Here is a 26,680-nt window from a genome sequence, read left to right as displayed (position 1 = left end):
AATGATTTCGACATTGATGAATGTTATGCTCCTCGTATTCTGGTGGGCATTTAAATTGGGTATGAGTAGCGAGCTTTCCGGCTCGCACACCAATGATTTCGCCATTGATGAATGTTATGCTCCTCGTATTCTGGTGGGCATTTAAATTGGGTATGAGTAGCGAGCTTTCCGGCTCGCACACCAATGATTTCGCCATTGATGAATGTTATGCTCCTCGTATTCTGGTGGGCAATGCCCACCCTACGGGATATCAATGGTGTCATTGCTGCTAAAAGGCTTCATGAAAATCCATGTTCTTGGTGAACACTGGTAAGTTAGTTATTATCGTTCGCTTTCGTTACTGCACTATGTCATCGACTGTATCCTCTACTCCTAGCCCCGTGATTCCGGTTGAGAAAATCCGTTATAACGATCAGGGGCTTGTCCCCGCCATTGTCCAGGATTATCTGGATGGTACGGTATTGATGATGGCGTGGATGAATCGGGAATCATTGCAGCAAACCCTGGAAACTGGGGAAACTTGGTTCTGGAGTCGATCGCGTCAGGAGTTATGGCACAAAGGCGCAACATCGGGTCATTTGCAATATGTGCGATCGCTCCGTTATGACTGTGATAGTGATACGCTGCTGATTGGTGTGGAACAGGTGGGAGATATTGCCTGTCATACCGGGGAACGCAGTTGTTTTCATCAGGTGGATGGGATAAAGGCTGCACCGCCTGCGGATACCTTGTCTCAGGTGTTTGAGGTGATTTGCGATCGCAGAGATAATCCTACTGCTGAATCCTATACCTGTAAGCTATTTAATGGTGGGGATAATAAGATTCTTAAAAAGATTGGCGAAGAAGCCGCCGAGGTGGTAATGGCGTGTAAGGATGATCAGAAAGATGCGATCGCGTCAGAAGCGGCTGATTTGTTTTATCACACGTTGGTGGCGTTAGCGCATCACCAGGTTGATGTGCGGGATGTTTATCGCAAATTACAGGAGAGAAGGCGATAGATAATCCCCAAAAATAGCTGTTCTGGAGTTAAGATTACATCCAAAATGACTGGTGTAGCACAGCGAAAATGATGGAATAGATTTTCTATCATGTCCGGATAATCACTTACGATATAACTTCTATGCACCAAGTCGATGAAAACAGCATTTGGACGTTTGTGTGTTGCCAATTTTATCGCAAGTAATCAAGCGGACATGGTATTACGATTGAATGGGACACAAAGCTTTGCGCCCCTACGGTTTGTGGGCGTAAGGTTCATCGACTAAATTAGGTGTGCCATGCCACTCCAATGTAATGTAGGGGTTTGACGGCTTAAGTCTTGCCTATCACTCTAGCTAATAGTTCTGGCGCAATCCAAAAACCAGCCTCTTGTTTTAGCTGATTCAATACTGTGGGTAAGGATAAGATTTGTCCTTGATCCTTCGCTCGAATTAGAATCCCTAGTACTCCAGTAATTCTCAGTCCTAACGATTTGGCAACCTGTCGTGCATCTCGCTCATCCAAGAGTATCCAATCTGCTGGCAATTCTAAAGCTAAAGCGATGGCTTCTGATTCACCTTGATCTAGCGTTTGTTTTAACAAGTTTGCAATTGAGCGGTTATTGATATCGTGAACTTGAATCCATCCGGCGGTAATGGCATCTCGTATCCGTGAAGAACCCGGTAAATCTTGATCAATCTTCAATTCCTTAAGCACAGCAGGAGGAATGTGAATTTGTCCAAACTGTTGTTGCAAGAGTTCAAGTTGGTCAATAATTGCCAAATTCAGGATTGGCGATGTATTACTCACTACGGGCATAGCGTAAATCGTCCTCTAGTTCTTCAGCACCGTAGTGACGCAAGACTTGCCGTTGAGCCAGTAACTGACCAAATTCATACTTATCCATCTGGGCGAGTTCTCTAGCCTTACCGAAGGATAGGAGTTTCTCTGTATAAAGGGCAACCGCCAATTCACATAATAATTCTTGCTCAATCCTTTGTTCAGGTAAGCGAATTGCACGGAGTACGGAGTCAGGAATCGATAACTGAAGGCTCATTCTTTCTTTCCTATTCTCAGCTATTCTTTCTACTATAGCAATCCTATTTGAGTCGTGTCCAAAAATCTGATAATTTTCGGGAATGGGGAATGGGGAAGAGTTTAAACGCTTTTTTCTATTTTTTGATTTTTCACAACCTATTTAGGATTGCTATACAATAATTAAAAAGCTAAATACAGCTCGGTTCATTGGTGAAAAATGCGATCGCATCCCTCAGTCGTAATCGTGCGATCGCGCCAATCCTAAACTACAGCATAACCTGTATAGGGTCTGATATCGATGACTGTCATCAATTACGCTACCAAAAGAGCTAGATGAAGCTTAGGGATGGGATTGAGGAGTGCGATCGCGCTTTTGGCGGCTGAGTCTCCTTGCGGGTATCAGCTATGCTATGTAAAGAGCCAGATGGAGTTTAGGGTGGGATTGAGGAGTGCGATCGCGCTTTAACACGAGCGAGTCAGTAGTTAGGCTTGCTGCCATCAGTCGCAGTAATAACTTTAGTATTATAAGGAAAAATGGCAGATGTTACTGTAAACCCGGAATGCCCCTTTTCAGAAGAAACTTTTAACCTTCTTGCACAACTGGATCAAGATTTCTATATAGCGCATGAAGCGGAATTCACAAAGTATGTCGAACAGCCACTTCAGATGCTTTGTCGTCAAGTGGCGGCTCAACTACCAAATGAGATTATTAAGCGCCTAGAACTGAAAGTTGAGGCATCTCAAAATTCTTATAATGAAATTTTTTTAGGTCTTTTTTATCATAAAAAAACAAGGCTTGATTTGAAAAATAATTCTGCTATATTGTTTATATGTATTGATTCAGATTTTCTAAGTTTTGGATTGGTTATTGGTGATAAAACCAAGAGCAAGCAACGCTTCATTGAAAATGTAAAGAATAATTCAAACAAGGAAATCATTTTGCAGAATACTTGCCTACCTGATAACTGTACACTACACTTGTCAAAGTATAGTCAAAGATTTGAGCCAATTAATCGTTTGGGAGAATGGTTAAAGCTTCTGGCTCGCAAGAATAGTAGTACCAAGGATATTCAAGCCAGTGTGCTTTTCCTGCCCAATCAAGTTTTACTGTATTCTAGTGAACAATTAACGACTCAGATTAAGCAGACTTTTGAATCTCTTTTTATTCTATTTTTAATGGCGACATTTGATGATCCTATTGACGAGATAAGACACTATTTAAATGCCAACAACAATACTTTGGCAGAAAGATATTTAGAACGAGGAATTAGCAACTATAGAGAAGATAATTACCAAATATCAATTGAAGAACTTAATAAGGCTATAGAACAAGCTCCCAATTTAGCTGATGCTTATAGCTACCGGGGACAAGCTAAAGCTGAACTGGGAGACATTGAGGGAGCTATATCAGACTATAACCAATTACTACTCATTCAGCCTAAAAATTCTGAAGCTTACTATAACCGAGGCAATGCCTACCATAAGCTCAAAGATTATGATACAGCTATTCAGGATTACAATCAAGCTCTGAATATTAATCCTAACTTTGCTTTAGCTCATTACCATAGAGGACTTACCTACTTAGCACTGGAGAATCACGAGAGAGCAATTGAGGATTTATGCAGAGCAGTAGAACTCTTTGAGCAGGAAAAAGACATGGATAAATCCGAAGAAGCGCAGAGTATTCTTCAAACAATTCAGCCAAACTACTATGAACCTTCATTTACGGAGATTTGCCAAAGTGTTCGCTATCAAGGTTTACGTATCTCTGAAAGCACTCTGCGCCGCTATCACTTAGCTCTTAAAAGCCGGAAATTTGTAATTCTCTCTGGAATTAGCGGCACGGGTAAGACTTGGCTGACCAAAGCTTATGCTGATGCAGTAGAGGCTGAATATCTTTTGGTTCCAGTCGCTCCTAATTGGATGACTAATGAAGATTTGCTAGGTTATCTCAGTCCAATTGACAACAAATACCACGACACTGACTTTAGCACATTTCTAGAGAAGGCGGAAGAGGAGTATCAGCAAGCCCAAGTTGAAAAACGTACTCCTAAACCCTATCATCTAGTCTTAGACGAGATGAACTTAGCACGGGTGGAGTATTATTTCGCGAAATTCCTATCTGTAATGGAAGTGCGGATGCGCGAGGGAGTAGCCCAAATTCAGCTTGCGCCAGATAAACAAGTCTTACTTACCCCAAATCTCTACTTCATTGGTACAGTCAATGTAGATGAAACAACTCACAGCTTTGCTGACAAGGTTTATGATCGAGCGCAACTCATTGAGCTTGAAGCCCCTCGTCAGGATTTATACGAGCATTTGGGTGATGTTCCCTATCGTAAAATCCTGATGAAAATTTGGGATGAAGTACACACTGTTGCTCCCTTTGCTTTCCGGGTTATAGATGAAATCAAGACTTATGTAGAAGAGGCTGAAGCGTTGGATGTATCTTGGCAAGATGCTTTAGATGAACAACTTTTGCAGAAGATTCTGCCAAAATTCAAAGGTACAGATGAGCGAGTGGGAGTAGCTCTCCAAGCGTTTGTAGATATTGCTGATGAGAAGGGTTTTACATTAAGTCATAAAAAAGCGACTAAGATGCTGGAAACATTCAATCAACATGGATTTACCTCCTACTTCTAAACTTAGGTTTCTCAACCATAAAGGTGAAGCATTGCAGGCTCCGTTAGAGTGGCAGCCTGGTTTTATAGAAATTCAAGTCCCTAAAAATAAATGGGAAGAGGTGCGGCTTTGGCGGCAGGGTGAAGAACTCTCAATCTCCCTAAAACGTTTGGCTAACAAGGCTCGAATTCTGGCTGATTGGCATCGCTCAAATACGGGTTACTATCGTCTGCGACTTGAATATCAGGGTGAAATTGAGGAGCAGATTATCACAGTTTGGTCTCAAAAGATTAGCCGCACAGCTTTTGCTCAGATGCTAGAGGATTTGGATGCTAGTCTCCCAACCGCAGTAGCCATAGGATTACAACGGATTGGTGCTTTAGCTAGTCTCAAATTGCCACAACCAGGTGAGACGACTTTAGCACAGGAAATAGTTCGCCTGCGTCGAGCTATCAATGGCACAGAAAACCGACCCGGGCTTATTAATATTCTGCGTCAAATTGCTGATAACCCTTACCAAATTCTCAACACTAATGAGATTTGGGTTAGGCAAGAGCAAGTTCGCCGACCTTCTATTAGTGGGCTAGTTCAGGCTTTTAGTCGAGGACATAACCTAGATGCTAATGGGCGACCTATTCGCGTACCTGATACACGAGTAGAACATACTATTGATGTTTATGAGAATCAGGTAGTTAAGTTGTTTTTTGAGCTAGTCAATCAAAGACTGCGACGAGTTCGATATGTCTTTGACGCTGACCCAAGAGGTAAGCCTCTGGATGAATTAAATTCTCTGTTTGCACAACTGAAAAAGGCTCGACAGCAAGCTGCTTTTCTCGACCAGGTAAGTCAGCTTAAACGGCAACCCAATCAAATCACGATGGTTCTCTTAAAGCGCCCACCTTACCATGCCGCTTTAGAAGGGTATCTAGAATTTATCAGAAGTCTGACAGTGCGATTGGAAGAATCACACCTCGATGCCCCTTTAAAGAATCTTCCTCATCTCTATCAGGTTTGGGGGACGCTTTGGGTAATAGAAACACTGCTGAAAGTCGCTCACCAAAAAGGATACCAGGTAGAAAAACAGTGCTTGGTGGGTCGGGATAAAAGCGGCATCTATGTACGGGTTCTACCTAATAATCAGCCAGCATTAGTTTTAATTCACCCTCAGCACCAAAGGAGAGTAAAGTTAATTCCAGAACGAACCTATGGACAAGATGGTGAACTACGCAGCGCCAGTGTTAAACTTCGTCCTGATATAGCAGTAGAAATCGAGCGACTTGATGGTTCTCAACAGGTTTACCTTTTTGACCCTAAGTATAAACTCGATAGTGAAACACAGGACAATCTAGGTAATCAAGGAAAGCCGAAGACAGCAGATATCCAAAAAATGCATACCTATCATGACGCCATCCACGATAGAACGGGTAATCAAGTTGTGCAATATGCGGCGATTCTTTACCCGGGTTCCTATAAGTCATATTCCGGAGGAGAAATTGAGGCGCTTCCAGCCTATCCTGGAAATGAGGCTAAACTACAGCAGCACCTGTATCCTGTGTTAGAGAACGCCCTCACGGTTGTGTAATCGCGTGAATTCATGAGTCTGGATGTAATTGTTATCGGTAGCGGAATTGGTGGATTGACGGCGGGTGCTTTACTCGCCCGTTATGGCAAACGGGTGCTAGTTTGTGAAAGCCATGGGATTCCCGGCGGTGCGGCGCATAGTTTCCACAGACGGGGGTTTGAGTTTGATTCGGGTCCTTCGTTTTATTGTGGATTAAGTCAGCAACGCCCCAGTCTTAACCCCTTACGGCAAGTTTTGGATGTGCTGGGTGAGTCGTTACAAACGGTTGCTTATGACCCCCTCGGACATTACCATTTTCCCGAAGCGACGTTACCTGTGTACAGTGACGCCCAACGGTATCGAGAAGCCGTAGCGGAGATTACACCTCAAGGCGCGAAAGAATTGGCAGAGTTTGAAAAATGCTTGCTGTCTCTCTATGAAGGATTGCGAGAGATTCCGACAATTGCATTACGATCAGATTGGCAAGTGATTCCAGTTTTAGTCGGACGTTATTTACCCTCACTGTTAAAATTACTGCCCCATCTGGGACTTGTCCAGAATTCCGTGGGCAAAGTTATGGATGAAACCGTGCGTGATCCCTGGGTGCGGCGGCTGATTGATGTGGAATGTTTTCTGTTATCCGGATTAAAGGCACAGGGAACGATCGCGCCTGAGGTAGCCTTTATGTTAGGGGAACGTTCCCGTACAGGTGTGGAGTATCCCGTTGGGGGAAGTCGGGCGATTGTGGAGGCGTTGGTGCGCGGGTTAGAACGCTGGGGGGGTAAGTTGCGCCTGAATTCCCATGTTGACCAAATTGTAGTCCAAGGGGGGAAAGCCGTTGGGGTACGATTGCAACGGGGAGAGGTGGTAAACGCCCCGGTGGTGATTTCTAATGCCACAATTTGGGATACCTACAGTCAGTTATTGCGCCCAGAGGATTTACCTGCGGCGTACCGGAAACAGTCCCTAGAAACCCCAGCCGTCGAGAGTTTTATGCACCTACATTTAGGGATTCGGGCGGAGGGGTTAGACGGGTTGACGGGACATCATGTGGTGGTTCACGATGGCAATCGGGATATTAGCGAACCGGGTAATACTTGTATGATTTCTATTCCCTCTGTATGGGATGCTAATCTCGCGCCTATGGATCATCATGTAATTCATGCCTATACCTTAGAACCATACCAGGGTTGGCAGCGTGATGATCAATATAAGGAGAAGAAAAAAGCGCGATCGCAATCTTTATTCCGGGCATTAGAACGGGTGATTCCGGATATTCGAGAACGGATTACCTTAGAATTGATTGGAACACCGTTAACCCATTCCTATTATTTACGTCGCTATCAAGGCACTTATGGTCCTGGGATTCCGGCGGGTAAAGCTATGTTTCCCAGTTGTCACACGCCGATTCCGGGATTGTATCGGGTGGGGGATAGTACAATGCCAGGAATCGGTGTTCCAGCCGTGGCGGGTTCGGGTATTCTTTGCGCGAATACTTTAGTGACACCCTCACAAACCGCTGAGTTATTGGCATATCTGGGGAACCAGGGGTAATCGTGCGATCGCTCAATTGACTAACAGTATTCTAAGTAGGTCGGTGTCAATAAAGCTATCTATAGTAAGTTTAATGGCACTGACTTAAGCTGGGTTCGTAGTAGGCACGAAGCGTGCCAGAAGCGAAGACAGCGCTGACTACAAACTCTAAAGTCAGTGGCATTCATATTAAGTTATGTAAATAAACCTCAAACCCTTACGAATGACAAATGACAAATGACGAATGACGATCACCACCGTTAACTTTAATTGTCCCCACCTACTTATACTAAATGACCAGATGAGATAAAAAACCCAAGCAGAAATCCTAAAATTGTGGAGAAAACCACGGAACTGCCTCCCAATTCATAAGCTTCCGGCATCATTGTACTAGCAACCATGGCTAAGATTGCGCCGCCAGAAATAGCCTGTGCGATCGCGACAACGACCTCAGATGTATTATTTTGTAAAAAATAACCCCCAATGGCACATAAACCACTGAGAATCACCACACCTATCCATAATCCTAAAATCTGACTCGTTTTCGTTCCCGCTTGTTTCATTCCCGTGGCGCTGGATAAGGCTTCTGGAAAATTAGAAATAAATACCGCCAATAAAAAAGACCAGCCCAAATCGCTATTGCCGGAATTCATGCCAATTACCGCCGCTTCTGGGATATTATCAATTAATGTACCCACCAGAATGGCAAACGATGTAGACTGTTTCACTAAATTTTCTAGGGTCATTTGATCGTCCCGGAGTAACAGATCCAGTTCAACTTGATCCATAAGCTGCTGTCGCCACCGATCTAAACGATGTTCCACAACCATGCGTGACTCTGTTGCCACTTGGAGTCGTCGGGCTAAGGCGCGACTCAGTGACCAAGCCAGATGAGGCGACCAGGTTAGCATGGTGTTGAAATGTTCCTGGTGTAACTGATACAATTCCATTTGGGTGCGAGCAACCACGGTGGCAGATCGCGGTTCTCCAGTCAGGAGTGCCATCTCACCAAACACTTCTCCAGGTCCCATCGTACTGAGAACTTTTCTACCCTTGCGGACTTCGGCTTCACCGTCAACAATCATATAGAAATAGTCACCAGGGGTTCCGTCTTCACAGAGTACGTCTCCAGGGTTGGCGTGAATGGGATTCAGAAACAGGGCAACTCTCTGCCGTTCCTTGGGAGGTAAGTTTTGCATCACCTCAATATGGGCGATGCGATTGAGGACATCCGTCACCTGATCAGCACCATGTTCAACCAGGTAGCGGCGACTGGATGCTGGTTTACGCAAGAATCCGCCATGTTGGTCAATATAGGATGTCAGTCCGGTAAATAACATCCCTCCTGCCATAAACCCAATTAACAGGGGGACAAAGCCACTGTGACGATAGACCGGAATCGTAATTTCAAACGCGATCGCAGACAGTAGTGTACCACTGCCAAATGCCATAATCGTCGCCGATAAGTGGCGACTCGGTTGCCAAAACACTCCCACTGATGCGCCCAAGGCTAAACTAGACGCGCCCATAATTCCTTGCAAAAAGGCTGCCGTTGGCATAGGTGGCTTGCAGTTTTTAGGTCAGTTTTCATCCTATCGGAGAAAGGGCATCAAAGGATGTGGGATTGTCTACAAACGTTAAACTGAGGACAGGGGTTCTGAACTGTTGCTTCTTAAATTGTAGAAAATTGTAGATATATAGTAAAATATTCAAAGGCTTCTTGGGATATTGTCGGGGGCGGCATCGTCATGAAATTGGTAGAAAGACACGTCATCAACCGAAATCATGCCTACTGGCAGGAAGCCGATGAATTGGCGTTTAAGTCAAAGAATCTGTACAATCATCGATTTGTGGAAAACTATCTGCACAATACTAGCCGACTAATTGTCAACCGACTTAAACAGCAAGGTATTGGCACTCTAGTGATTGGCAAGAATGAAGGATGGAAGCAGAAGGTGAACTTAGGCAAAAGGAATAATCAAACCTTTGTCAATATCCCTCATGCTCTTTTAATCGACCAGCTTACCTACAAGTGTGAACTGGCAGGTATCAAAGTAGTTATAATAGAGGAAAGTTACACATCCATTACATCAGCTATTGACTTAGAGTCCCCTTGCAAGCAATCAAAATATACTGGCAGACGTGTCAAGAGAGGATTATTTAAGTCAAGTAATGGACGTGTAATTAATGCAGACATCAATGGCAGCATCCAAATTATCCGCAAGTATCTTCCAGAGGCGTTCACCGTCGAGGGAGTAGTGAGCTGCGCCGTGGAGCCGATACTGGTCAATCCAGTGTGAAAGACTGAACCCATAAGTTTCTATAAGTTTAGTCTACACGGTATAACCAATTGATTTCTCTTTCAGGCATCAGATAACAATGATTGAACTCCTAGCCGTACTTTCGGTAGCAGCAGCAGTAGGAATGAGGATTGCTTTGCCTTTATTGGTGATTGGCTTGTTGCAAAGCGATAACCTCTGGAATGAAATTCCCCTGCTGTCTCGCATTCATCCTTCGGTTTTAGTCGGTATTTTGACCACCTTCTCGTTATTTGAATTATTTGCCTCAAAGAAGTTGCTGGGACAGCGAATCTTGCAAATCGCCCAACTCTTGTTCAGTCCTGGGGTTGGGGCGATTCTGGGTATTGCTGTCGCCCAGTTTGTTAACGCCCCTGTGGAAATTATTTGGATTGCTGGGATAGTTAGTGGGTTATTGGCTTTTGTCCTGCAATTGGTACAAGTTGGCTGGTTTTTTCGATTGCGAGGTTTACCATTATGGGTGGTTTTTAGCCAAGATGTTTTATGTGTGGCGTTGGTTATTTTTGCCTTTGATGCGCCTCAACAAGGGGGATTAATTGCGCTGATTCTGTTGTGGTTAGCGATTCGCAGTTCTCAACAATGGTATCGTTTATATGGGAGAAAAAATCGTTCACGGCGATATCGGCAAGTTTTGTAGTTTGATTGGGGATTATATTATATGCTTTGGCATTGGAAGTATTTTTTTAACGCAGAGGTACGCAGAGGACGTTAGAGGATTTAGACAAAAATTTCATAGACCCAGATTTTTATGTAGGGTGGGCAAGTCTTATAAACCTACCTTGGGCGGAACTCGGTCTAAATTAAGAAAGTCTAAACGGGCGCTAACTCCTTCAATCGCTTCCGTATTCCGTACTGCGGACAAATCCACATAATATCGTTCCACATCTGAACCCAGCAGGGGACCCACATCACAAGCCCGAAAAGCTGTTTTCAGGGTGGTAGAGCGGTTGGGAGGGAGTGAAGTCATTGGGTGAATTGAATGGCGATGCCGATTAGGGAAAATAGCGACACCTACATTTTACTCACATCTTGCACCACGGGTAAGACTGTAAATCCCAAGTTACCTTATGGTGGACAAGAATAACAAACGATACTATTAGAGTATTTTAGTTTATCTTTCTTACCACCCTACATAACTACGGATGTGAAAACCCGCGCAGGCGGGTTTCGTTTGTGTAGCTGCGGTTTCAACCGCTTAATAAATTCCCCCTAAAACCTAGCAACCGCACCATCTCGACGATTGTCACCAGCGCCGACAATTAAGCCATCAGCAGTTTTTATCACCGTATGAACTCCGCCAAAAAACAAATTCTTTTCGCGCCAACGCACAACCTGTTGGTTCGTCAATAATGGATTAAGTATTTCCGCTTCAGTTAAACCTGGTTCGATATGAAACCGACCATTTTCTCCATGGGTTCTCGGACTATTCACGGCTTGCTCAACCGTCATGTTAAAATCTAAAATATTAGAAATAACTTGTAAAATAGCCGTCCTAATTCGATTAGAACCCCCTGACCCTAAAACAACTTCTGCCTGATTATTCTGCAAAACAATCGAGGGAGACATCATTGACGAAATCCGCACATTTTCTTGCCACTGATGAAAGCCTTGGGGATTTAAGTCTTCCTCTCCTAACATATTATTCACCATAATCCCTGTCCCGGGAATCACATAACCTGACCCTTCCCCGTTAGATGTGGTAACACTAGCGGCATTTCCAGCCTCGTCGATGACACTAATATGGGTGGTACTGCCCCATTTATTCACTGTTTCTGCTAAGTCTTGTTGATACTGGGCAATAGAATCGTCAGCTAAAAATTGTTCAACAATATTCTGTTGATACAAATAATTATTTAACCCCGTCTGTCTGGCTGCATTTGTCAATTGCATAATCTGTGCCAAAATTTCTAAATGACGCGCACTGCCAAAGCCCAGATTCGCTAAATCAACGGTAGATAATAATTTTAATGCCCAAGCTATCAATATTCCACCGGAACTGGGAGGCGGGTTGGTGAATAAGGTATTACCTCGATAATTAATCGTTAAAGGTTGCCGTTCGATTACCTGATAATGCTTTAAATCTTCTAAGGTTAAATATCCTCCGAATTCCTGACAATCGTTGACTAATTGATGAGCAATATCTCCTTGATAAAATTCCCGAACTCCATTTTTCGCCAAATACGCTAATGTATCGGCAAAATCTGGCATGATTATTGTTCCATTGGGTTCGATGGGTTCACCTGTGAGAATAAACACATTTTTTTCGTTTTGATGCGCTATAAGGATTGGTGCCAAAATTGAAGTTAAACAATAATATTGAAATCGATTTAATTTGATTCCATGTTTCGCATAGTGAATTGCTGGTTCGGCTATAACGTGGAAGGGTAAACTACCCAATCGTTGGTGAACGTGAAACACGCCAGCTATATTTCCGGGAACCGCCATAGAACCTAGTCCGATATGAAACTCTTGGATAGCACCACCAAAATTAACATCAACGGGATAAAAATTAATTTCATTCTCAGGACGTTTTTGACGTGGGGTTTGGCTAAAAAAATCAAAGAGAATATTTTGATTCGTTTGGGTATGGGCTAAGAGGAAACCGCCTCCCGCCCCTGAGGTGAGTCCCGGTTCCGTAACAAAGGAGGCGAGAATCGCTGCAACCGCCGCATCAAACGCATTACCACCAAGGCGAAACATTTCCCTACCCGCCTCAGCCGTTTTGTCATGTCCAGCCGCGATCGCGCCGCGTGTTTTTTGTGTCATAACAGTTAATGTCTAGTCCGAATAACCACCAGAAGCTTTTGAGTTATAGCAGTTATTCACATGATCATAACTAGCATCAGGATCAGCATACGGTTGTGACAGTTACCAAATTGTCTGGTTTTTCAGCCATCAGAGTGGCTTGTAGTAACCGCTTTAGCGGTTCTGAGGTTAGACAGTCTCCCTGAGAGGATAAATAGATTCAGTCGCCATTGACAACTTATAAAAGTGGCACATCTCTTGTGCGGTGAATTCCATTCAAACCTTTAGCGTTGAATACAACATAAACTTAGCGCCACAAATGGTCAAATGGTAACTACTCATCCCCGTAAAAAAGCATTTTTTGCATTGCTACTACTTGTATCTGCTGCCAGCCTAGGGGTAACAATGGCATTATATATTGCTCCGGGTTCTTTCGGGCAGATGATATTTTCCCTGTGCAAAGTCTGGTTACTTGCACTACCGCTAGTCTGGTTTATTTGGGTGGATCATGGCAAATTTAGACTATCCCTACCGAAAAAAAAAGAATTGTTAGCAGGTACAATATTAGGACTGTTGATGTTTGCTATAATTCTCAGTGCCTATTGGCTGTTGGGTCAGCAGTGGATTGATGGGATGGATGTCCGGACTAAGGCAAAGCAAGCAGGTATTACTAGCCCAAAGATTTATCTGGGTGGCGCGTTGTATTTTACCTTTATTAATGCGCTGATCGAAGAGTATATCTGGCGTTGGTTTGTGTATAAAAAATGTGAGGTATTGGTATCTGGGACAAAAGCCGTATTCTTGGCGGCGATGCTATTCACTCTCCATCACATTATTGCCTTAGCCGCTTATACTGCTGATTGGGGCGTCGTCCTATTAGGTTCCGTGGGCGTATTCATCGCTGGAGCAGTATGGTCATGGTGTTATCTCACCTATCGTACCTTATGGTCAAGTTACATCAGCCACATTCTCGCCGATTTAGCGATCGCAATTGTGGGTTGGCATCTGCTGTTTGGGTAGCTACGATGATAATAATGAAATTTCTAAGTGTAAATTCTGCCTAGTTTCATCTCTTTATGTCATTGAAATTGTAGGAGATTAACGGAGTCAGGCAAATGCGGTATAAAATACTGTTCGATTCATTCTAATGTTTAGACGAGAAGCACAGGAGTTGCGATGAACAGATATCTGGATCAAATCTTGAAGCGGCGTCGCTGGTTACTGCTGAGTCTGTTTGTCGCTCTAGCTATTCTCACCTATTTTAGTCAACACGTTTAACAGAACTATTTCTTTTGTCTCTCTTGTCCCTTCTCAGAACGACTTGGGCGATGTAAGGGATGCACCCATTCCCTATTTTATTGCCTATTGCCGTGACCACTACTTATCGAGTTTGGCGCTTCCGCAGAGAAGTCGTACCCAAAACAGCCATCATCAGTAGACCTAACACCGAAGTAGGTTCAGGAACAGATTCCGACCTCGTGTCGTCCGAACTCGTGTCGTCCGACCTCGTGTCGGTCAAAAGAGGCATTGGTTCACCTCTATTATTCTCTGTCTCTGAGTCAGTTAGTGACTCTGGGAAACTTACAGCACCTCTATCAGCCAGGTTGCTGGCAAAGCTGAAATTATCCATTTGAAACGCTTCATTTGCCGCCGAGACAGCCAGTGGAGGTGACTGCATCGCAAACGATAGGGAATTAAATGCTGTATCCGCAACGATTCCCAGGAAACCAGTACCTTGTCTCTGAAGATACTCCGAGAAGACCACCGTATCTACACCTGGTATTTCATCGAACAAACCCGAAACCGTTAATCCTCCATTACTGGTTGTTGAGCTAAAGTCAGCGCCGAATCCGAGTATTTGAGAGGGAAACTCAAACTCGACACTCTCAGAATGACTGGGTGTAGAGCTATAAAATTGACCCGAACTCCAGACTGATGACATCCCTGTAACTTGAATACCACTCTCCAGGAGTAAGTTTTCACTTTGGCTTTGAGGCGTCGAGAAAGTCTCCGTAGTTATACCAGACATTGTTTCCTCCCAAGCCGTCCGGTCAGTAAACACAGTCACTGCTTCAGCCGGAGTCACACCTGTTCCCAGAGCCATCAAAGTCGCGCTAGCTGCTGTCATTGATAAGGTTTTCATGGCAGTTGATGTAAACATGGTTGCTTGAAAGTAAAGGTTTACGAGGACTCTTCTTTGAAGAAAAAATCGGGACGATGTAATTTGACGGAATCTGGATGGTTTACATTACATGTTTTTGGCGTTGTTTCTGAGCGGTGATTGAATTTGCTTGATTAATTAAATCCTGTCATATAAGTATTTTCACTGTCCAGCAAAACCACTCAACTTTGCAAAAACTTTGATGTTTGTAAATTACATTAAGTCAGGTTTACATCTCTGTAGTCTTTTAATGGTAAGGGTTTAGGTGATTTACGTCAGATACCAAATGTAAAAACTTTACAAAGTAAATAGTGTAGAAAATAAAAATATTGATTTATGAAAAATTTATGGAATTTGTAAAGGCTTTATGAGGTCTTCACAAAAGACCAGGATAAAAAAGACATCCGTAAAATTCCGGAATACTGAAGTGGGGATAGATGAGGCTCTTGATCAAAACTTGGTAAATTGCAACTATTTTTTATCCGAAGAAAATTTAAGTGAAGTTAAGCGTTCTATTTTTGGCGCAACGCAGCAGGTCTTGTAGCTGATTTAATGGAAACAGCGAACATATTTCACCCATGACCCGCTCCTCTATGTATCACCTTGGCTTTGGGCAAGATGACCTCGGTTCACCGCCGCCTACCCTGGCGCTGTTATCTGGTGATCCGCAACGCGCTTCTCAGATTGCTCAAGACTATTTGCAGGAGGGGTGTCTGCTCTTGGAAAATCGGGGATTAAACAGTTATCTGGGCAAATTGTCCAATAATTGCCCGATTTTATCAGCAACGAGTGGTATGGGCGCACCGTCTCTGAGTATCGTGGTGAATGAGTTGGTGCAATTGGGGATTGAGACAATTATTCGGGTGGGGACTTGTGGGTCAATTCAAGAGTATGTCCCGGTGGGAGCGTATCGCTCGCTACAATAAACCAGCCGACTGATAAAGTCGTCTCGATCGCACGTTGGAATTACTCCAGCATACCGCCGTTTGAACAGTTGAGGGCGTCGTCTGAGGCAATTTAGCATAACAGGTACGGAAGAACCGTTAGGGTTTGCTGCAGGGAGTTTCCCGTTTGTGCAGCAAGCCCTACTTAGCCGAGCATTTCCGGGTCAATTCCTAAGGTTTGAAGTTGTTCCGGAGTGAGGGATTTAAGCTGCTGTGCTAACTGCTGTCTTTTCTGTCGCTCTTGTTCTAACTGCTGCAGCGCTTGCTGCTTCTCTAGTCGCTCCTGTTGGGCTTGTTCTTGTCCGGTTAACCATAAGTTCCCCTGTTCATCCCACCAACGTAGCCAGCATTGTTCTGGCTGATTCAAAATAACTCCTCGCCATACCCCTAACTCAACCTCCATTGGCTTAATCGGATAATGTCCCCGTTGATTCGGAGTCATCGGCTCATAATCCGTACCGACAAGGTGATACATCTCCAACCTATCGTTGCTGATTTGATAGATGCCATAATAGGGAACTCTCATCACCCGTTCATAGACCCAAAATTTACCCGGTTTGGTGACGACTCCGGTTTCAGTACGAGATAAGGGAGTATCATCGCGTTCCTCACTCCCATCTCCAGAGGCAAACTCTAAGACGATGGTGGGTGTAATATATTCCCGCCACAACACATAAGAGCGACGGATGACTCCATCTAATCGAGGCGGTACATTTGGCACATAAAACCAGTCTGGCGCTTCTGCTCCCTTCTCCGGTGGGTCAGTTTCGCGCCAGTAAATCCCACAATCTTGTCCAATACAATATTGCCCGTCTGGATGCAGTCGCCGCAAGGTTGAATCAAGGGAATCAGTGAGAATTAGGCTTTGGGGATGCTCCTGGAAATTTTTCACGAATGTACCATCTGATTCAGGTAACTGGGTATGGTCAGGAAATTGAGGCGGTAGATTAATCTCTGTTAGTATTTCAGGCATAGTCGAATGAGTGTGGCAACAAATAACTGCTCCTATTGTCCCGCATCGATGAGGTTAAAGTATTCTGCCCCAGCTTCCCTTAACTGAACAGTATTGATCTGACTTCCTATTCCATCGGAATTTTAGTATAAAATGTTACTCAAGTCGTTTCCGCTACTTTCTCCATTAGACGAAAATAGAGATATTAAGAGAAGAACGGGAACTCTTGAATGTACATCTATCGCACCTCTGGGTTTAATGAGAAAGCAGAACGCTATGGAATTCGCGATCGCATCGATGATCTTTGTACTCAACTGCAAACTCAACGACTCGATGAAGTGCAATCCCGGTTTGAGCGGGTTTATCCCTACCTAAAGCGCCGCATCCTCAACCAACGCCTGATTGGTCGTATCCTGCATCTGGATCATCAGCAACTCTTGTGCTTCATTGATATCTTTAAACGGGGTGATCACGACTATGAACAGTTTCTGGAATCCCCCCTTGATTATGGTTGCACCCATCTGGAACCCCAACTCGATCGGCAACAGATTCGCGATTGCTTAACCCAAGCTCAATCTCAGCAACAGGCGGTTGCACCCTTACCTGAACTCCCGGAACGCTTGCGCCCTTGGCTTGATCCGCCGGGATGGGAACGAGATATTGTCCCAGACGATTGGGTGATCTATGAAAGTGAAGAATGGGTGAGACAGTTGACCACGGTTAAACTGCAAGAGGCGTGGAAAACTTATTATCAGATTATTTCCCAGATTAATACCCATACCGCCCCATCTACGGGAAATGGTAATGGTAATCGTGCAGCCATCCCAACCGACAGCTTCGCCGAAACTCTGATTATTTCCCGTCAACCCCAGCTTCCCGAAAATGTCAACCTCTGGAGTGAAAACAATTGTTACGTTCTCTACAGCCAGATTGAAACCACGGATACGAGTGTTCGCGGTGTCTTGTTTCTCTTAGCCGCCTTTGATCACCCCCCCTCCAGCGCCGAGATTCGGGACGTGGGAGTGCGAACCACCCTATTCAATGGTGCAAACACCCCCAACCGTTTATCCCAATCCCTGACTATCCACGAATTAACGCCCTTCGCCCGTCGTTCCTATCCCGCTTACCTCTTAGCCGATGCCGAAAGTTGGCTGGCGATTGAACGGGGGAGAGAGGCAAATCTCGCCCTTTCCCCAGAAGAAGAGGAGATTCTCCAATCGGTATCTTGTCCTACCCCCCAAACCGATTCACTTCCCCTATTTATTAATGGACGGGCGGGTAGTGGCAAGTCCACGATGCTGATTTATCTGTTTGCCGACTACTGCTACCGTAAATATTACACCCCCCAAGGACATCGCCGTCCCGAACCGCTTCCGGGTAAACCCCTGTTTCTCACCTACAATGAACGGTTATTAGACATTGCCCGAGATGGAGTGAATCGACTCCTGCGTTCCCACCATCGCTTTGTCGCTGAACGCAGTCCCGGTGATCACATTCCTAATTGCGATCGCTATTTTCAACCCTTTGGTAAATTCCTGTTAAGCTTACTCCCCCCCCAGGAACGACAACGGTTTAACCCAGACCACTATATTTCCTTCCATCGGTTCAAACAACTGTATCAAGGAACCAGTCCCGAACCCGCCCTCGCCAAACTGATCTTGCATCTTCCCCAATCCCGCCGCTATTCTCCAGAAATTTGTTGGCACATTATCCGCAGTTTTATTAAAGGCTATGGTCAATCGGACGACATGACGCCGGAAGATTATCAAGAGGAAGTTCCTCGCAAAGAACGCACGATTGATGTGGAGAAATTTCAGGGAATTTATGACACGATCTGGCAACACTGGTATAAGCATCTAACCACGGAACTGGATTACTGGGATGACCAAGATTTAATTGCCAGAGTCTTGGAATTGAAGTGTTATCATCCCGACTATACCGCCATATTCTGCGATGAAGCCCAAGACTTTACCCGCCTAGAGTTACAGCTTATTATGCGGTTGTCTCTGTTTTCCCAATACCATTTGGGATACCAACCGATTCCTAGTTTACCCTTTGCCTTTGCTGGTGATCCCTTTCAAACCTTAAACCCCACCGGATTCCATTGGTCTAGCACCCAATCAGCTTTTGATGCGGAAGTGATTACCGCCCTTGATCCGGCGGATCAGTTAAAGTTGACGGTTAATTTTCAGGAACTATCCTATAACTATCGGTCTAGTCTGTCGATTGTTCAATTCACCAATTTAATTCAGCTTTGGCGTCACGTTCTGTTTAACATTCCCGAACTACAACCCCAAACCGCATGGCATCCAGGTGATTTTCCTGAACCGCAAATGTTTATTCTCAATCAGACGATTAGTGCGGAGGAATTAATCACCTATATCAAAGATACAATTATCATTGTTCCCTGCGAGGAAGGAGAGGAACTGGCGTATGCCCAAACGGATGAAGTATTATCTCAAATATTTCCGCCGTTGAATCCGAGGGAACAGGGAACACCTCGGCTTACCTCGACTCCGCTCGGTAACACGCTCGGTGTGTCACAGGGAACAGAGGAGATGAGAGAATTAACTCAACACTCCACACTATCCCCAGAACCCTTAAAAAATGTTTTAAGTGCCATTTCTGCCAAGGGATTGGAATTTAAACGGGTGATTTTGTATAAATTTGGTGAAGAGTGTAGCGATAATGTCTGGAACCTACAAGGCGTTGACCAAAAAGTCAAGGTTGAATACTTTTTCAATAAACTCTATGTCGCGGCTAGTCGGGCAACGGATTATTTATTTATCGTCGATTCAGACACAGGAAACCGTCAACTGTGGCACTATGCCAGTGATGAAGCCTTGTTACAGGCAATGCTAGGTTATGCTAAACACAAAAGCCGTTGGCAAGATAATGTGAAAACCCTAACACCGGGTATGCCAAATATGGTAGAGACAATGCGTGAAGATGACCCGGGTGCGATCGCGCAAGAATTTCAGCTTAAAGGATTACATGGAGAGAATCCCAGTTTACTACGCCGAGCCAAACAATTCTATCGGGATTTAGGAGATATCACTCAAGCCAACTATTGTCAGGCTTGGGCGCTAAAATTTGAACTGCAGTATCGAGACGCGGGTCATTGTTTCCTGGAGTTGGGGGAATCTGATCAGGCGTGGGATTGCTTCTGGCAGGGGCTGTGCTGGTCAGAATTGGTGGCTTGGTATGATTCGCACCCCCACCATCAATCAGCGCCTGAGGGCATCCTGGCACGGTTTATGGTGACACCTGCTGATGATTTAGCCGCGCTGGATAGTTTTACTCGGTATATTATCAGTCATGAATCATCGGTTATTCAGGGAAATCAACAGGTTAATCAGCAAAAACAATGGCAGCAAGGAATTAAGGATTATGCCCGTCGCATTGAAACCATTTCCCATGATTCCTTAATAGACTCATCACAATGGCAGCAGTTTGGCGAAGTTCTAGCTATCTTAGCCTCAGCGGGTTATCCAGAACTAAAGGTGCAAGCGGGAACCTGTTTTTATCGCGCCCAAAATTATGCTCAAGCGATACAGTATTGGGGTGAAAGTAATGCAACTCAACTCCCAGACTATCATCGGGCAAAAGCCTTTACTGTCGGTATGCCAGACGGATTAACGTATTTGGCACAAGCAGGCGAAGCTGATCAGATTATCCACCAATGGCGGCAAGCTGGCAAACCGCGCGATCGCAGATGGCTGCGTTATGTCGCCCAGGCGTTGGAAATGAAGCAGGAATACCAGCAAGCCTGCGTGGTTTATGTGGGGTTAGATGACTTGGCTAAAGTCAAAGACTGTTTTCAACTGGCGACGCGGGATGGGATCAGAATCAAGCTACTACGACTACTTTTCCGTTATTTCTTCCGCCAGAAATACTGGCAAGACGCCCTCGAATTGCTAGACACCGATTTGCCGAATGTCATCGGTTCAACTGAGGAAAAAAACGCGCTGAATTTCGACATTGTTTATGAACTGGCAGGGTCAGAATTCAATCCCAAAGACTTGAGCAAAGACCAACGCCAGGACTATGCACAATTTATAAAAGAGCAGGTTTTATCCAATTGTGACTGGCAAGATTACCTGTTGATGCCACAGATAGGAATTGCCTTGGAAAAAATTGGAACACTGGTCGAAACGCTAGCATTTTACGAGCAATTTGTCAACGATACGAACCTGCAACAGCGTCAATTTGCCCGGGAACGTTGGATAGGAACGAAGAAAAAACAAGTGGATTATGTGACGAATCAGGGAAAGCTGAGGAAAGGGGCAAAATTGCAGTCTAATGTGATTAAAAAAGCGCAGCAGTGGGCAATGAATCCCGATAGTATCTCGGTGATTCCCCCATTAGCACCAAGAGAACGTCCTCTGAGAGATAAGAGAGTTAACTCAACACTTAGTCAGGGCGGGTTTGGCACAAACGTTATTATCGATAGCGAAAAGCAAGTTCCTCAACCCGCCCCTACACACTCAAAACTTCCCCAATCCCCTGAAACTGAGCAACTGACGATTACTGGATTACCCCCAGAAATAAGAGTAGAGGAATTTGAGAATGGGGTGATAGGATTCACGGTGCGTCACTTAGCAATTAAGGTGATGAAATCAATCCATCACGTCTTAATTACCGATATTCTTAGTAATCGAGAGGTACGTGTGGATTGGGCAAAATGTCAGGTGAATCTAGGAGACGCGACGGTGGAAGCTGGGGAGAGTCAACAGTTATCTTTTACGCTGGTTTCTAGTGGTTATCGGGGTGTTCTATGCTGTAATCAGCCAGAACTGCGACTGGAATTGGAGATTCAGGGGTGTGAGAATCGGATTGCTATTTGTTCGTAGTCAGCACTTTAGTGCTGGAAAATAGAGCATCTGAAGCCACTAAAGTGGTTACTACAAACGGACTGGGTTATAACGGGGGTAGCAAATTAGCGGCAGTTTTTTTAAAATCGCAACCCTACGCCACCCTGCACCGAAACCGCTGTTCCGCCTCCTTTACGATAGGCATCAAAGGCAATAATTGCATTCCCAAAAAGCACTGTAGTACCCCCAGGAACAACATAATCAATCCCCGGTTGCAAGGCGAAACTGGTTTGATCTCCCACCGGCGACGGCGTATCACCACTAGCAAACGCCGCACCCGCCCCCAGATAAACATCCGTTTGCCAGTTGAGGGGAAAATCATAAGAAATAGTTGGCACCACCGCCGTACCTGCACCAATCAGGGCTTGCGCTCGCAGAGAGACAGGAAGTTCTAAGAGTTTGTATCGTACCGCCAAAACTCCCCCAAATTGCCGCCCTTCACCGCGACTATCTTCTTCAATACCGAAAGTACCACCAGCGCCGACATAACTACCATAAGCGGCTTGAGCTGATGCTGATGTGGGGGTAAACGCCATACTCGCTAGTACCGCTGTGGCAAGGGTGACGCTGATGCCAATAAAATGTCGCATATTCGGACTCCTCAGTACTGATGTCGCTGATTTTAGCTTGTGACCTACCTGACTTTCCATGGGGTGTCATGAACTACCCAGACCTACTTCGTTGAGGTCCCTTGTTTCTACAACCAGACCAGTAGGGCTGTGTTTCCGACGCTTCGCCTGCCCTAGTTGCTTCATGCTTCCCGTTCGCTTGCGCTTACAAGTTTCTGAAGTAGAGCTAGAGACATCTGCGTCTACGAGGCTCGTTCCAAACCCCGGTAGCTTTCCTAATGCCCACATCTAAAATGGATTTGTTTAGTCCGGCTTTTTGCTTTTTGCGCTTACCTTTTTTGGCTTGGCGGGTCATTTTAGAGACTTCTAGTTTTTCTGTAGCAACGAAGCTATTACAGCGTACAATGTCTGTTGCTACTTGGTGTACCCAATTTTGACGCTGATTAGCTACCTTACGGGAAAATTTGCTAATTTTAGCTTGGGTCTTTTTCCACCGGCTAGAGCCTTTCTGTTTCTTCTGTCTATTGGGAGCCGTTTTACGACGCTTTCCCTTAGAAAGATGCTTGATTTTTGCCTCAGCTTTTCGCAAAAACTTAGGGGCTTCAATAAAAGAATGGTTTTCCCCATCAGTTATCGCCAACGCTGACTTGCAACCCAAGTCGATGCCAACTGAGCCAAAATCTGTTTGTCTTGTTGCCGCCTGTAGCTCGGTTAAGTTAACGGTGATACTGGCGTACCATTTGCCATTGCGATAAACAATGGTACAAGTTGTCGGAGTCCCCCAAATCCGGGCTTTACCGCGCATCTGGATAGAACCAATTTTGGCTAATTCCAGATAACCGTTATCACCTGTTGTGTGTACCTTCCAACCTGTTTTACTCGGATACGTCCAGCCCGAATAATGCTTAATCGACTTATATTTAGGTCGCTTGGCTAACCCTTTAAACCACCGATTAAAAGCGTAATCAACACGCTTTAACGTAGCCTGCAAAGTCATGCAATTACATTCTTTGTACTCTCCCCAAACTTCCTTGAAAGCAGGCAAAGAGTTTTGCTGCTCAAAGTAATCAACTCGGTGATTAAACCTTTGATACTGGGTAAATCGATTGCAGACAGCAGCGTTATACAGGTCTTTATGCAACTGGGGCGTGATACCGTAATGTCTGCTCTTGCTTTTTATTGGGGTATAGCCGAAAAGTTACACGTCTTGTTGGCATTGCCGCTTCCTCCTGTTAACATTAATCTAACAGACTCAGGTGGGGGTATGTCAAGTGAAAGCCAGAAAAGGTTCTCATTCCGTATTTTCTGTTCAACTGCATATAGTGTTCGTAACTAAATACAGACGTAAGGTTATTACATCGGGAATGCTGGAGCGATTGCATGAGGTGCTTGCAAATATTTGTATTAAGACAAAGTGCCGCCTTGTCGAGTTCTCAGGAGAAGCCGATCACGTACATCTATTGGTAGACTTTCATCCTGACAACAAACTTTCATCTCTAATTGGCAGCATGAAGTCTGCTTCCAGTCGAATCATCAGAAAAGACTTTGCTGTGGAACTATCACAAACTTATACCAAGTCAGCATTCTGGTCAGGCTCTTATTATGTTGCCTCTACTGGTGGCGCTCCCATTGAGAGAGTCAAAGCTTACATTAAATCCCAAGAAGCACCTCAAGATTAACCCTGAGCGAAGTCGAAGGGTTGATTGCCTTCGTTCCTCCGGCAATCCGCTATCCCTCCCCACCCTCCTGAGCCTGCGAAGGATCTGCTGAGGGTGGGGACTCCCGCGATACGTTGAAACTTAGCAAATCAAGGAGATTAAGGAATCTGGTTTAAGCGTTTGAATCACTCAAAACCCCACTAGAAGCATATCAGGGAAAGTCGGGGTGGCTTTAATTCATGGGGGTGAGAGAAACAACGAGAGTCGTAAAACCCGCTTCTATATCAGGTATATGGGAGAATGAAAAAATCCGAGAAGAGATTATTTTGCAGAGGATGAGTTAACATCAATGCCTGATATTGTCGATATTGCCGTTAGTGCGGATTCATTCCAAACCCTGGTAGCTGCTGTGCAAGCGGCTGGTTTAGTGGACACTCTCAAAAGTCCTGGTCCTTTTACGGTTTTTGCACCCAATGATGCTGCTTTTGCCAAGTTGCCACCAGGAACCATACAAACGTTGCTCCAGAATATTCCCCAGCTTACGCGAATTCTGACGTATCATGTCGTTTCCGGGAAATTGACTCAAGCTGATTTAGCCAAGGTCGATTCGGTAACTTCTGTTGAGGGTTCGTCTATCCGAATTGACTGTTCTGATGGTTTTGAAGTCAAAAATGCCACAGTTGTTGCCCCTGACATCGAAGCAGATAATGGTATTATCCATGTTATTGACACGGTAATTCTCATGGGGTAAAGTCACCATCAAAAGGAGGATCAGACCCCATTGAGTAAAGGGCGACCCGACCCGATTGAGTGGGCGGGTGTGGTTAATTGATGTAAACGGGTCGCCCCTACAGGTTGTTAATTGATGTCCTATCGAATCAGGTTGATTGCACACAGCGGTAATCACCTCATAATGAGCGTTCCAGCCATGTTTCGTGAGGTTGTTTAACCCGATTTGATGTCAGATTTAAATTTCAGGTGGGCAGTATTCAATTGACTATGTTAACCTGTTGGTTTTGATGCTAGTTTAGAGTCTAGTTTAGAGTATTGAGCGCCTGTAAATCCGGCAACGTCAGAAGATATTGAGAAAAATTCTATTTTGGCAGCAGCCTGTTGAATTATACCAGAATTTTGTGGACTAGACGACCCCCACGTTTTATTGGCGAAATGAAAATAAAAGTTAACGGTCATCCGGATTGTGCCGTTTCCCTAATGAAGACAAAAAGAAAGCCAAACTTGTAAGGTTGAAGCAGTCATGACAATGAAGAACGGTCAATGCCACTCCTGTGGATCTTATCAGATCAGAAGTAACAAAAACCGAAAATTTCCCGCACTGAATACGATGACGCTAGGACTAGGAAACTCCAGCGCTCGTTATGCTTCACTGGATACGTATGTTTGTGTCAATTGTGGCTATGTTGAAAGCTATGTGGCATCAGCCGATGATCTAAACTACATTCAAGAGAACTGGGCAAAAGTTGAAGCGCCCTGTGAGAATGGAAAGCGATCGCCCAAAAAAGTTGAATCCCTTCCTTCTAGAGCGCACGAGGAGTTCAAGCGTAGAGCCATGCACGGTTAATCCTGTAGATGGCATAATTTGAGCCGCTCATTCTTGCCAATACCCTAGATGCTTACGAGCCGCGTCTGTAGCAACCCGCCCGCGAGGGGTTCGATGTAAGTAACCAATCTGCAATAAATACGGTTCATACACTTCCTCAATGGTTTGAGCGTCTTCTCCGGTGGCGGCGGCTACGGCTTCTAAACCCACAGGTCCCCCTTGGAATTGTTCAATCATCACACTTAACACCAGCCGATCCGTCCAATCCAAACCCGCCGGATCAACATTGAATACTTCCAAGGCAACGGCTGCGACGTCTGGATTAATAACACCCATCTTTTTCACCTGAGCATAATCCCGCACTCGCCTCAGTAAACGATTGGCGATGCGGGGAGTTCCCCGCGAACGACGGGCAATTTCTATCGCTCCCTCTTCGCTCATCGGCGTTTGTAATAATTGGGCGGTGCGTTGCACAATTAGACTCAATTCCTCGGGTTCGTAGAATCGTAAGCGCTGGATCAAACCGAAGCGATCGCGTAAGGGGGAGGTGAGTGATCCTACCCGTGTCGTCGCGCCAACCAGGGTAAACTGGGGCAAAGGAATACTCCGAGTTCGCGCTGATTGCCCTTTGCCAATCGTAATATCTAAACGGTAATCCTCCATCGCCGGATACAACAGTTCCTCACTCATACGTGTGAGGCGATGAATCTCATCGATAAATAAAATATCCCCCGGTTTCAGATTCACTAAAATCCCCACAATATCCCGGGGACGTTCCAACGCTGGCGCCGCTGTAATTTTACAATTCGTCCCCATCTCCGTCGCCAAAATTAGCGACATCGTGGTTTTCCCCAATCCTGGCGGTCCATACAAGAGCAAATGATCTAAAGCCTCATTTCGCGCCTTCGCCGCCGCGATCGCAATTTCTAAAACATCTTTGAGTTCTTTTTGCCCAATATAGTCGGCTAACCGATGGGGACGAATCCCCTCCTCTTGGTTCTCTGTTTCATCGGCTGTCGCCGTCGCCAGTAACAAGTCTGCTTCCAAGTCTTGCTGACGTTTCTTACGGCGACCCTTTTTTTTCTGGCGGGATTGGGGTTGTGGGTCGGGTTCTTGAGATTGTCTAAAGGAGGTTATAGCCATGATTTCAGCCTATCATTTCATCGGCG

General features: G+C 45.0%; 20 protein-coding genes and 2 pseudogenes. 12 read left to right on the top strand and 10 right to left on the bottom strand.

The window, feature by feature from the left end; genetic code table 11:
• Positions 1-347 precede the first annotated feature (347 nt).
• On the top strand, positions 348-998 hold the full coding sequence (gene hisIE, locus RIG27_RS28135) for a bifunctional phosphoribosyl-AMP cyclohydrolase/phosphoribosyl-ATP diphosphatase HisIE (RefSeq protein ID WP_446340660.1): 651 nt from the start codon (positions 348-350) through the stop codon (positions 996-998).
• A gap of 313 nt (positions 999-1,311) precedes the next feature.
• On the opposite strand, the gene RIG27_RS28130 is transcribed toward hisIE, so the two are convergent.
• Positions 1,312-1,797: a DUF3368 domain-containing protein gene (locus RIG27_RS28130; protein WP_446350434.1), complete on the bottom strand. Its 486-nt coding sequence runs from the start codon at positions 1,795-1,797 to the stop codon at positions 1,312-1,314.
• On the bottom strand, positions 1,781-2,035 hold the full coding sequence (locus tag RIG27_RS28125) for a UPF0175 family protein (protein WP_446350433.1): 255 nt from the start codon (positions 2,033-2,035) through the stop codon (positions 1,781-1,783). Before RIG27_RS28125 ends, RIG27_RS28130 begins: the two co-directional genes overlap by 17 nt.
• 515 nt (positions 2,036-2,550) lie before the next feature.
• On the opposite strand from RIG27_RS28125, the gene RIG27_RS28120 reads away from it, so the two are divergent.
• From RIG27_RS28120 to RIG27_RS28110, 3 genes are read left to right on the top strand one after another with little or no spacing between them, the layout of a single operon-like run.
• Positions 2,551-4,659, top strand: coding sequence for an McrB family protein (locus RIG27_RS28120; RefSeq protein WP_446350432.1), 2,109 nt, complete (start codon positions 2,551-2,553; stop codon positions 4,657-4,659).
• Positions 4,637-6,220, top strand: coding sequence for a DUF2357 domain-containing protein (locus RIG27_RS28115; protein WP_446350431.1), 1,584 nt, complete (start codon positions 4,637-4,639; stop codon positions 6,218-6,220). The genes RIG27_RS28120 and RIG27_RS28115 overlap by 23 nt, the downstream gene beginning before the upstream one ends.
• A gap of 12 nt (positions 6,221-6,232) precedes the next feature.
• Positions 6,233-7,753, top strand: coding sequence for a phytoene desaturase family protein (locus tag RIG27_RS28110; RefSeq protein WP_446350430.1), 1,521 nt, complete (start codon positions 6,233-6,235; stop codon positions 7,751-7,753).
• Between the two features lie 263 nt (positions 7,754-8,016).
• On the opposite strand, the gene RIG27_RS28105 is transcribed toward RIG27_RS28110, so the two are convergent.
• A complete protein-coding gene (locus tag RIG27_RS28105; RefSeq protein ID WP_446350429.1) occupies positions 8,017-9,291 on the bottom strand; it encodes a cyclic nucleotide-binding domain-containing protein in 1,275 nt (424 codons plus the stop codon).
• A 189-nt stretch (positions 9,292-9,480) separates the two neighbouring features.
• Here RIG27_RS28105 and RIG27_RS28100 point away from each other — a divergent pair, with 189 nt between their 5' ends.
• Together RIG27_RS28100 and RIG27_RS28095 are read left to right on the top strand one after the other, a co-directional pair.
• Positions 9,481-10,032, top strand: a complete 552-nt coding sequence (locus tag RIG27_RS28100) for an IS200/IS605 family accessory protein TnpB-related protein (RefSeq protein ID WP_446350428.1) — start codon at positions 9,481-9,483, stop codon at positions 10,030-10,032.
• Positions 10,033-10,111: 79 nt separating this feature from the next.
• Positions 10,112-10,687, top strand: coding sequence for a DUF4126 domain-containing protein (locus RIG27_RS28095; protein ID WP_446350427.1), 576 nt, complete (start codon positions 10,112-10,114; stop codon positions 10,685-10,687).
• A gap of 129 nt (positions 10,688-10,816) precedes the next feature.
• Here the strand turns inward: RIG27_RS28095 and RIG27_RS28090 are convergent, their stop codons facing one another.
• Both RIG27_RS28090 and ggt read right to left on the bottom strand, forming a co-directional pair.
• Positions 10,817-11,017, bottom strand: coding sequence for a hypothetical protein (locus RIG27_RS28090; RefSeq protein ID WP_446350426.1), 201 nt, complete (start codon positions 11,015-11,017; stop codon positions 10,817-10,819).
• A 242-nt stretch (positions 11,018-11,259) separates the two neighbouring features.
• Complete coding sequence (ggt, locus tag RIG27_RS28085) at positions 11,260-12,816, bottom strand: gamma-glutamyltransferase (protein ID WP_446350425.1); 1,557 nt, start codon at positions 12,814-12,816, stop codon at positions 11,260-11,262.
• A 306-nt stretch (positions 12,817-13,122) separates the two neighbouring features.
• Here ggt and RIG27_RS28080 point away from each other — a divergent pair, with 306 nt between their 5' ends.
• Positions 13,123-13,815, top strand: a complete 693-nt coding sequence (locus tag RIG27_RS28080) for a CPBP family intramembrane glutamic endopeptidase (RefSeq protein WP_446350424.1) — start codon at positions 13,123-13,125, stop codon at positions 13,813-13,815.
• Between the two features lie 361 nt (positions 13,816-14,176).
• On the opposite strand, the gene RIG27_RS28075 is transcribed toward RIG27_RS28080, so the two are convergent.
• The gene (locus tag RIG27_RS28075) at positions 14,177-14,956 is read right to left on the bottom strand and encodes a PEP-CTERM sorting domain-containing protein (RefSeq protein ID WP_446350423.1); all 780 of its coding nucleotides are present in this window, start codon (positions 14,954-14,956) and stop codon (positions 14,177-14,179) included.
• A 578-nt stretch (positions 14,957-15,534) separates the two neighbouring features.
• On the opposite strand from RIG27_RS28075, the pseudogene RIG27_RS28070 reads away from it, so the two are divergent.
• Positions 15,535-15,864, top strand: a pseudogene (locus RIG27_RS28070) (nucleoside phosphorylase); the annotation flags it as partial.
• 181 nt (positions 15,865-16,045) lie between these two features.
• Here RIG27_RS28070 and RIG27_RS28065 read toward each other — a convergent pair.
• Positions 16,046-16,873: a Uma2 family endonuclease gene (locus RIG27_RS28065; protein ID WP_446340674.1), complete on the bottom strand. Its 828-nt coding sequence runs from the start codon at positions 16,871-16,873 to the stop codon at positions 16,046-16,048.
• A 209-nt stretch (positions 16,874-17,082) separates the two neighbouring features.
• Between RIG27_RS28065 and RIG27_RS28060 the strand changes: the two genes are divergently transcribed.
• Positions 17,083-21,705 (top strand): hypothetical protein, encoded by a 4,623-nt coding sequence (locus RIG27_RS28060; protein ID WP_446350422.1) that lies wholly within the window; start codon positions 17,083-17,085, stop codon positions 21,703-21,705.
• A gap of 101 nt (positions 21,706-21,806) precedes the next feature.
• Here the strand turns inward: RIG27_RS28060 and RIG27_RS28055 are convergent, their stop codons facing one another.
• Both RIG27_RS28055 and RIG27_RS28050 read right to left on the bottom strand, forming a co-directional pair.
• Complete coding sequence (locus RIG27_RS28055) at positions 21,807-22,316, bottom strand: hypothetical protein (protein ID WP_446350421.1); 510 nt, start codon at positions 22,314-22,316, stop codon at positions 21,807-21,809.
• 66 nt (positions 22,317-22,382) lie between these two features.
• A pseudogene (locus RIG27_RS28050) lies at positions 22,383-23,512 on the bottom strand (RNA-guided endonuclease InsQ/TnpB family protein).
• A gap of 54 nt (positions 23,513-23,566) precedes the next feature.
• Here RIG27_RS28050 and tnpA point away from each other — a divergent pair.
• From tnpA to RIG27_RS28035, 3 genes are all read left to right on the top strand, one after another.
• Positions 23,567-23,974 carry an IS200/IS605 family transposase gene (gene tnpA / locus RIG27_RS28045; protein ID WP_446338167.1) on the top strand — a complete coding sequence of 136 codons (408 nt, stop codon included), beginning with the start codon at positions 23,567-23,569 and terminating at the stop codon, positions 23,972-23,974.
• 328 nt (positions 23,975-24,302) lie between these two features.
• A complete protein-coding gene (locus RIG27_RS28040) occupies positions 24,303-24,704 on the top strand; it encodes a fasciclin domain-containing protein (RefSeq protein ID WP_006098369.1) in 402 nt (133 codons plus the stop codon).
• Between the two features lie 504 nt (positions 24,705-25,208).
• On the top strand, positions 25,209-25,532 hold the full coding sequence (locus RIG27_RS28035) for a hypothetical protein (protein WP_446340677.1): 324 nt from the start codon (positions 25,209-25,211) through the stop codon (positions 25,530-25,532).
• 27 nt (positions 25,533-25,559) lie between these two features.
• Here the strand turns inward: RIG27_RS28035 and ruvB are convergent, their stop codons facing one another.
• Complete coding sequence (gene ruvB, locus RIG27_RS28030; RefSeq protein ID WP_446350420.1) at positions 25,560-26,654, bottom strand: Holliday junction branch migration DNA helicase RuvB; 1,095 nt, start codon at positions 26,652-26,654, stop codon at positions 25,560-25,562.
• Positions 26,655-26,680 lie beyond the last annotated feature (26 nt).

It is taken from the genome of Coleofasciculus sp. F4-SAH-05, assembly GCF_040222985.1.
Classification (GTDB): Bacteria; Cyanobacteriota; Cyanobacteriia; order Cyanobacteriales; family Coleofasciculaceae; genus Coleofasciculus; species Coleofasciculus chthonoplastes.
This window is presented reverse-complemented; position numbering and strand designations above follow the sequence as displayed.

What these genes read in the sequence shown, in the direction of transcription:
- RIG27_RS28115 (WP_446350431.1), top strand. Translation starts at nt 4,637, where the DNA reads ATGGATTTACCTCCTACTTCTAAACTTAGGTTTCTCAACCATAAAGGT.
- RIG27_RS28125 (WP_446350433.1), bottom strand. Translation starts at nt 2,035, where the DNA reads ATGAGCCTTCAGTTATCGATTCCTGACTCCGTACTCCGTGCAATTCGC.
- ggt (WP_446350425.1), bottom strand. Translation starts at nt 12,816, where the DNA reads ATGACACAAAAAACACGCGGCGCGATCGCGGCTGGACATGACAAAACG.
- RIG27_RS28090 (WP_446350426.1), bottom strand. Translation starts at nt 11,017, where the DNA reads ATGACTTCACTCCCTCCCAACCGCTCTACCACCCTGAAAACAGCTTTT.
- RIG27_RS28120 (WP_446350432.1), top strand. Translation starts at nt 2,551, where the DNA reads ATGGCAGATGTTACTGTAAACCCGGAATGCCCCTTTTCAGAAGAAACT.
- RIG27_RS28040 (WP_006098369.1), top strand. Translation starts at nt 24,303, where the DNA reads ATGCCTGATATTGTCGATATTGCCGTTAGTGCGGATTCATTCCAAACC.
- RIG27_RS28110 (WP_446350430.1), top strand. Translation starts at nt 6,233, where the DNA reads ATGAGTCTGGATGTAATTGTTATCGGTAGCGGAATTGGTGGATTGACG.
- hisIE (WP_446340660.1), top strand. Translation starts at nt 348, where the DNA reads ATGTCATCGACTGTATCCTCTACTCCTAGCCCCGTGATTCCGGTTGAG.
- RIG27_RS28095 (WP_446350427.1), top strand. Translation starts at nt 10,112, where the DNA reads ATGATTGAACTCCTAGCCGTACTTTCGGTAGCAGCAGCAGTAGGAATG.
- RIG27_RS28035 (WP_446340677.1), top strand. Translation starts at nt 25,209, where the DNA reads ATGACAATGAAGAACGGTCAATGCCACTCCTGTGGATCTTATCAGATC.
- RIG27_RS28075 (WP_446350423.1), bottom strand. Translation starts at nt 14,956, where the DNA reads ATGTTTACATCAACTGCCATGAAAACCTTATCAATGACAGCAGCTAGC.
- RIG27_RS28080 (WP_446350424.1), top strand. Translation starts at nt 13,123, where the DNA reads ATGGTAACTACTCATCCCCGTAAAAAAGCATTTTTTGCATTGCTACTA.
- RIG27_RS28060 (WP_446350422.1), top strand. Translation starts at nt 17,083, where the DNA reads ATGTACATCTATCGCACCTCTGGGTTTAATGAGAAAGCAGAACGCTAT.
- RIG27_RS28100 (WP_446350428.1), top strand. Translation starts at nt 9,481, where the DNA reads ATGAAATTGGTAGAAAGACACGTCATCAACCGAAATCATGCCTACTGG.
- RIG27_RS28130 (WP_446350434.1), bottom strand. Translation starts at nt 1,797, where the DNA reads ATGCCCGTAGTGAGTAATACATCGCCAATCCTGAATTTGGCAATTATT.
- RIG27_RS28065 (WP_446340674.1), bottom strand. Translation starts at nt 16,873, where the DNA reads ATGCCTGAAATACTAACAGAGATTAATCTACCGCCTCAATTTCCTGAC.
- RIG27_RS28105 (WP_446350429.1), bottom strand. Translation starts at nt 9,291, where the DNA reads ATGCCAACGGCAGCCTTTTTGCAAGGAATTATGGGCGCGTCTAGTTTA.
- ruvB (WP_446350420.1), bottom strand. Translation starts at nt 26,654, where the DNA reads ATGGCTATAACCTCCTTTAGACAATCTCAAGAACCCGACCCACAACCC.
- RIG27_RS28055 (WP_446350421.1), bottom strand. Translation starts at nt 22,316, where the DNA reads ATGCGACATTTTATTGGCATCAGCGTCACCCTTGCCACAGCGGTACTA.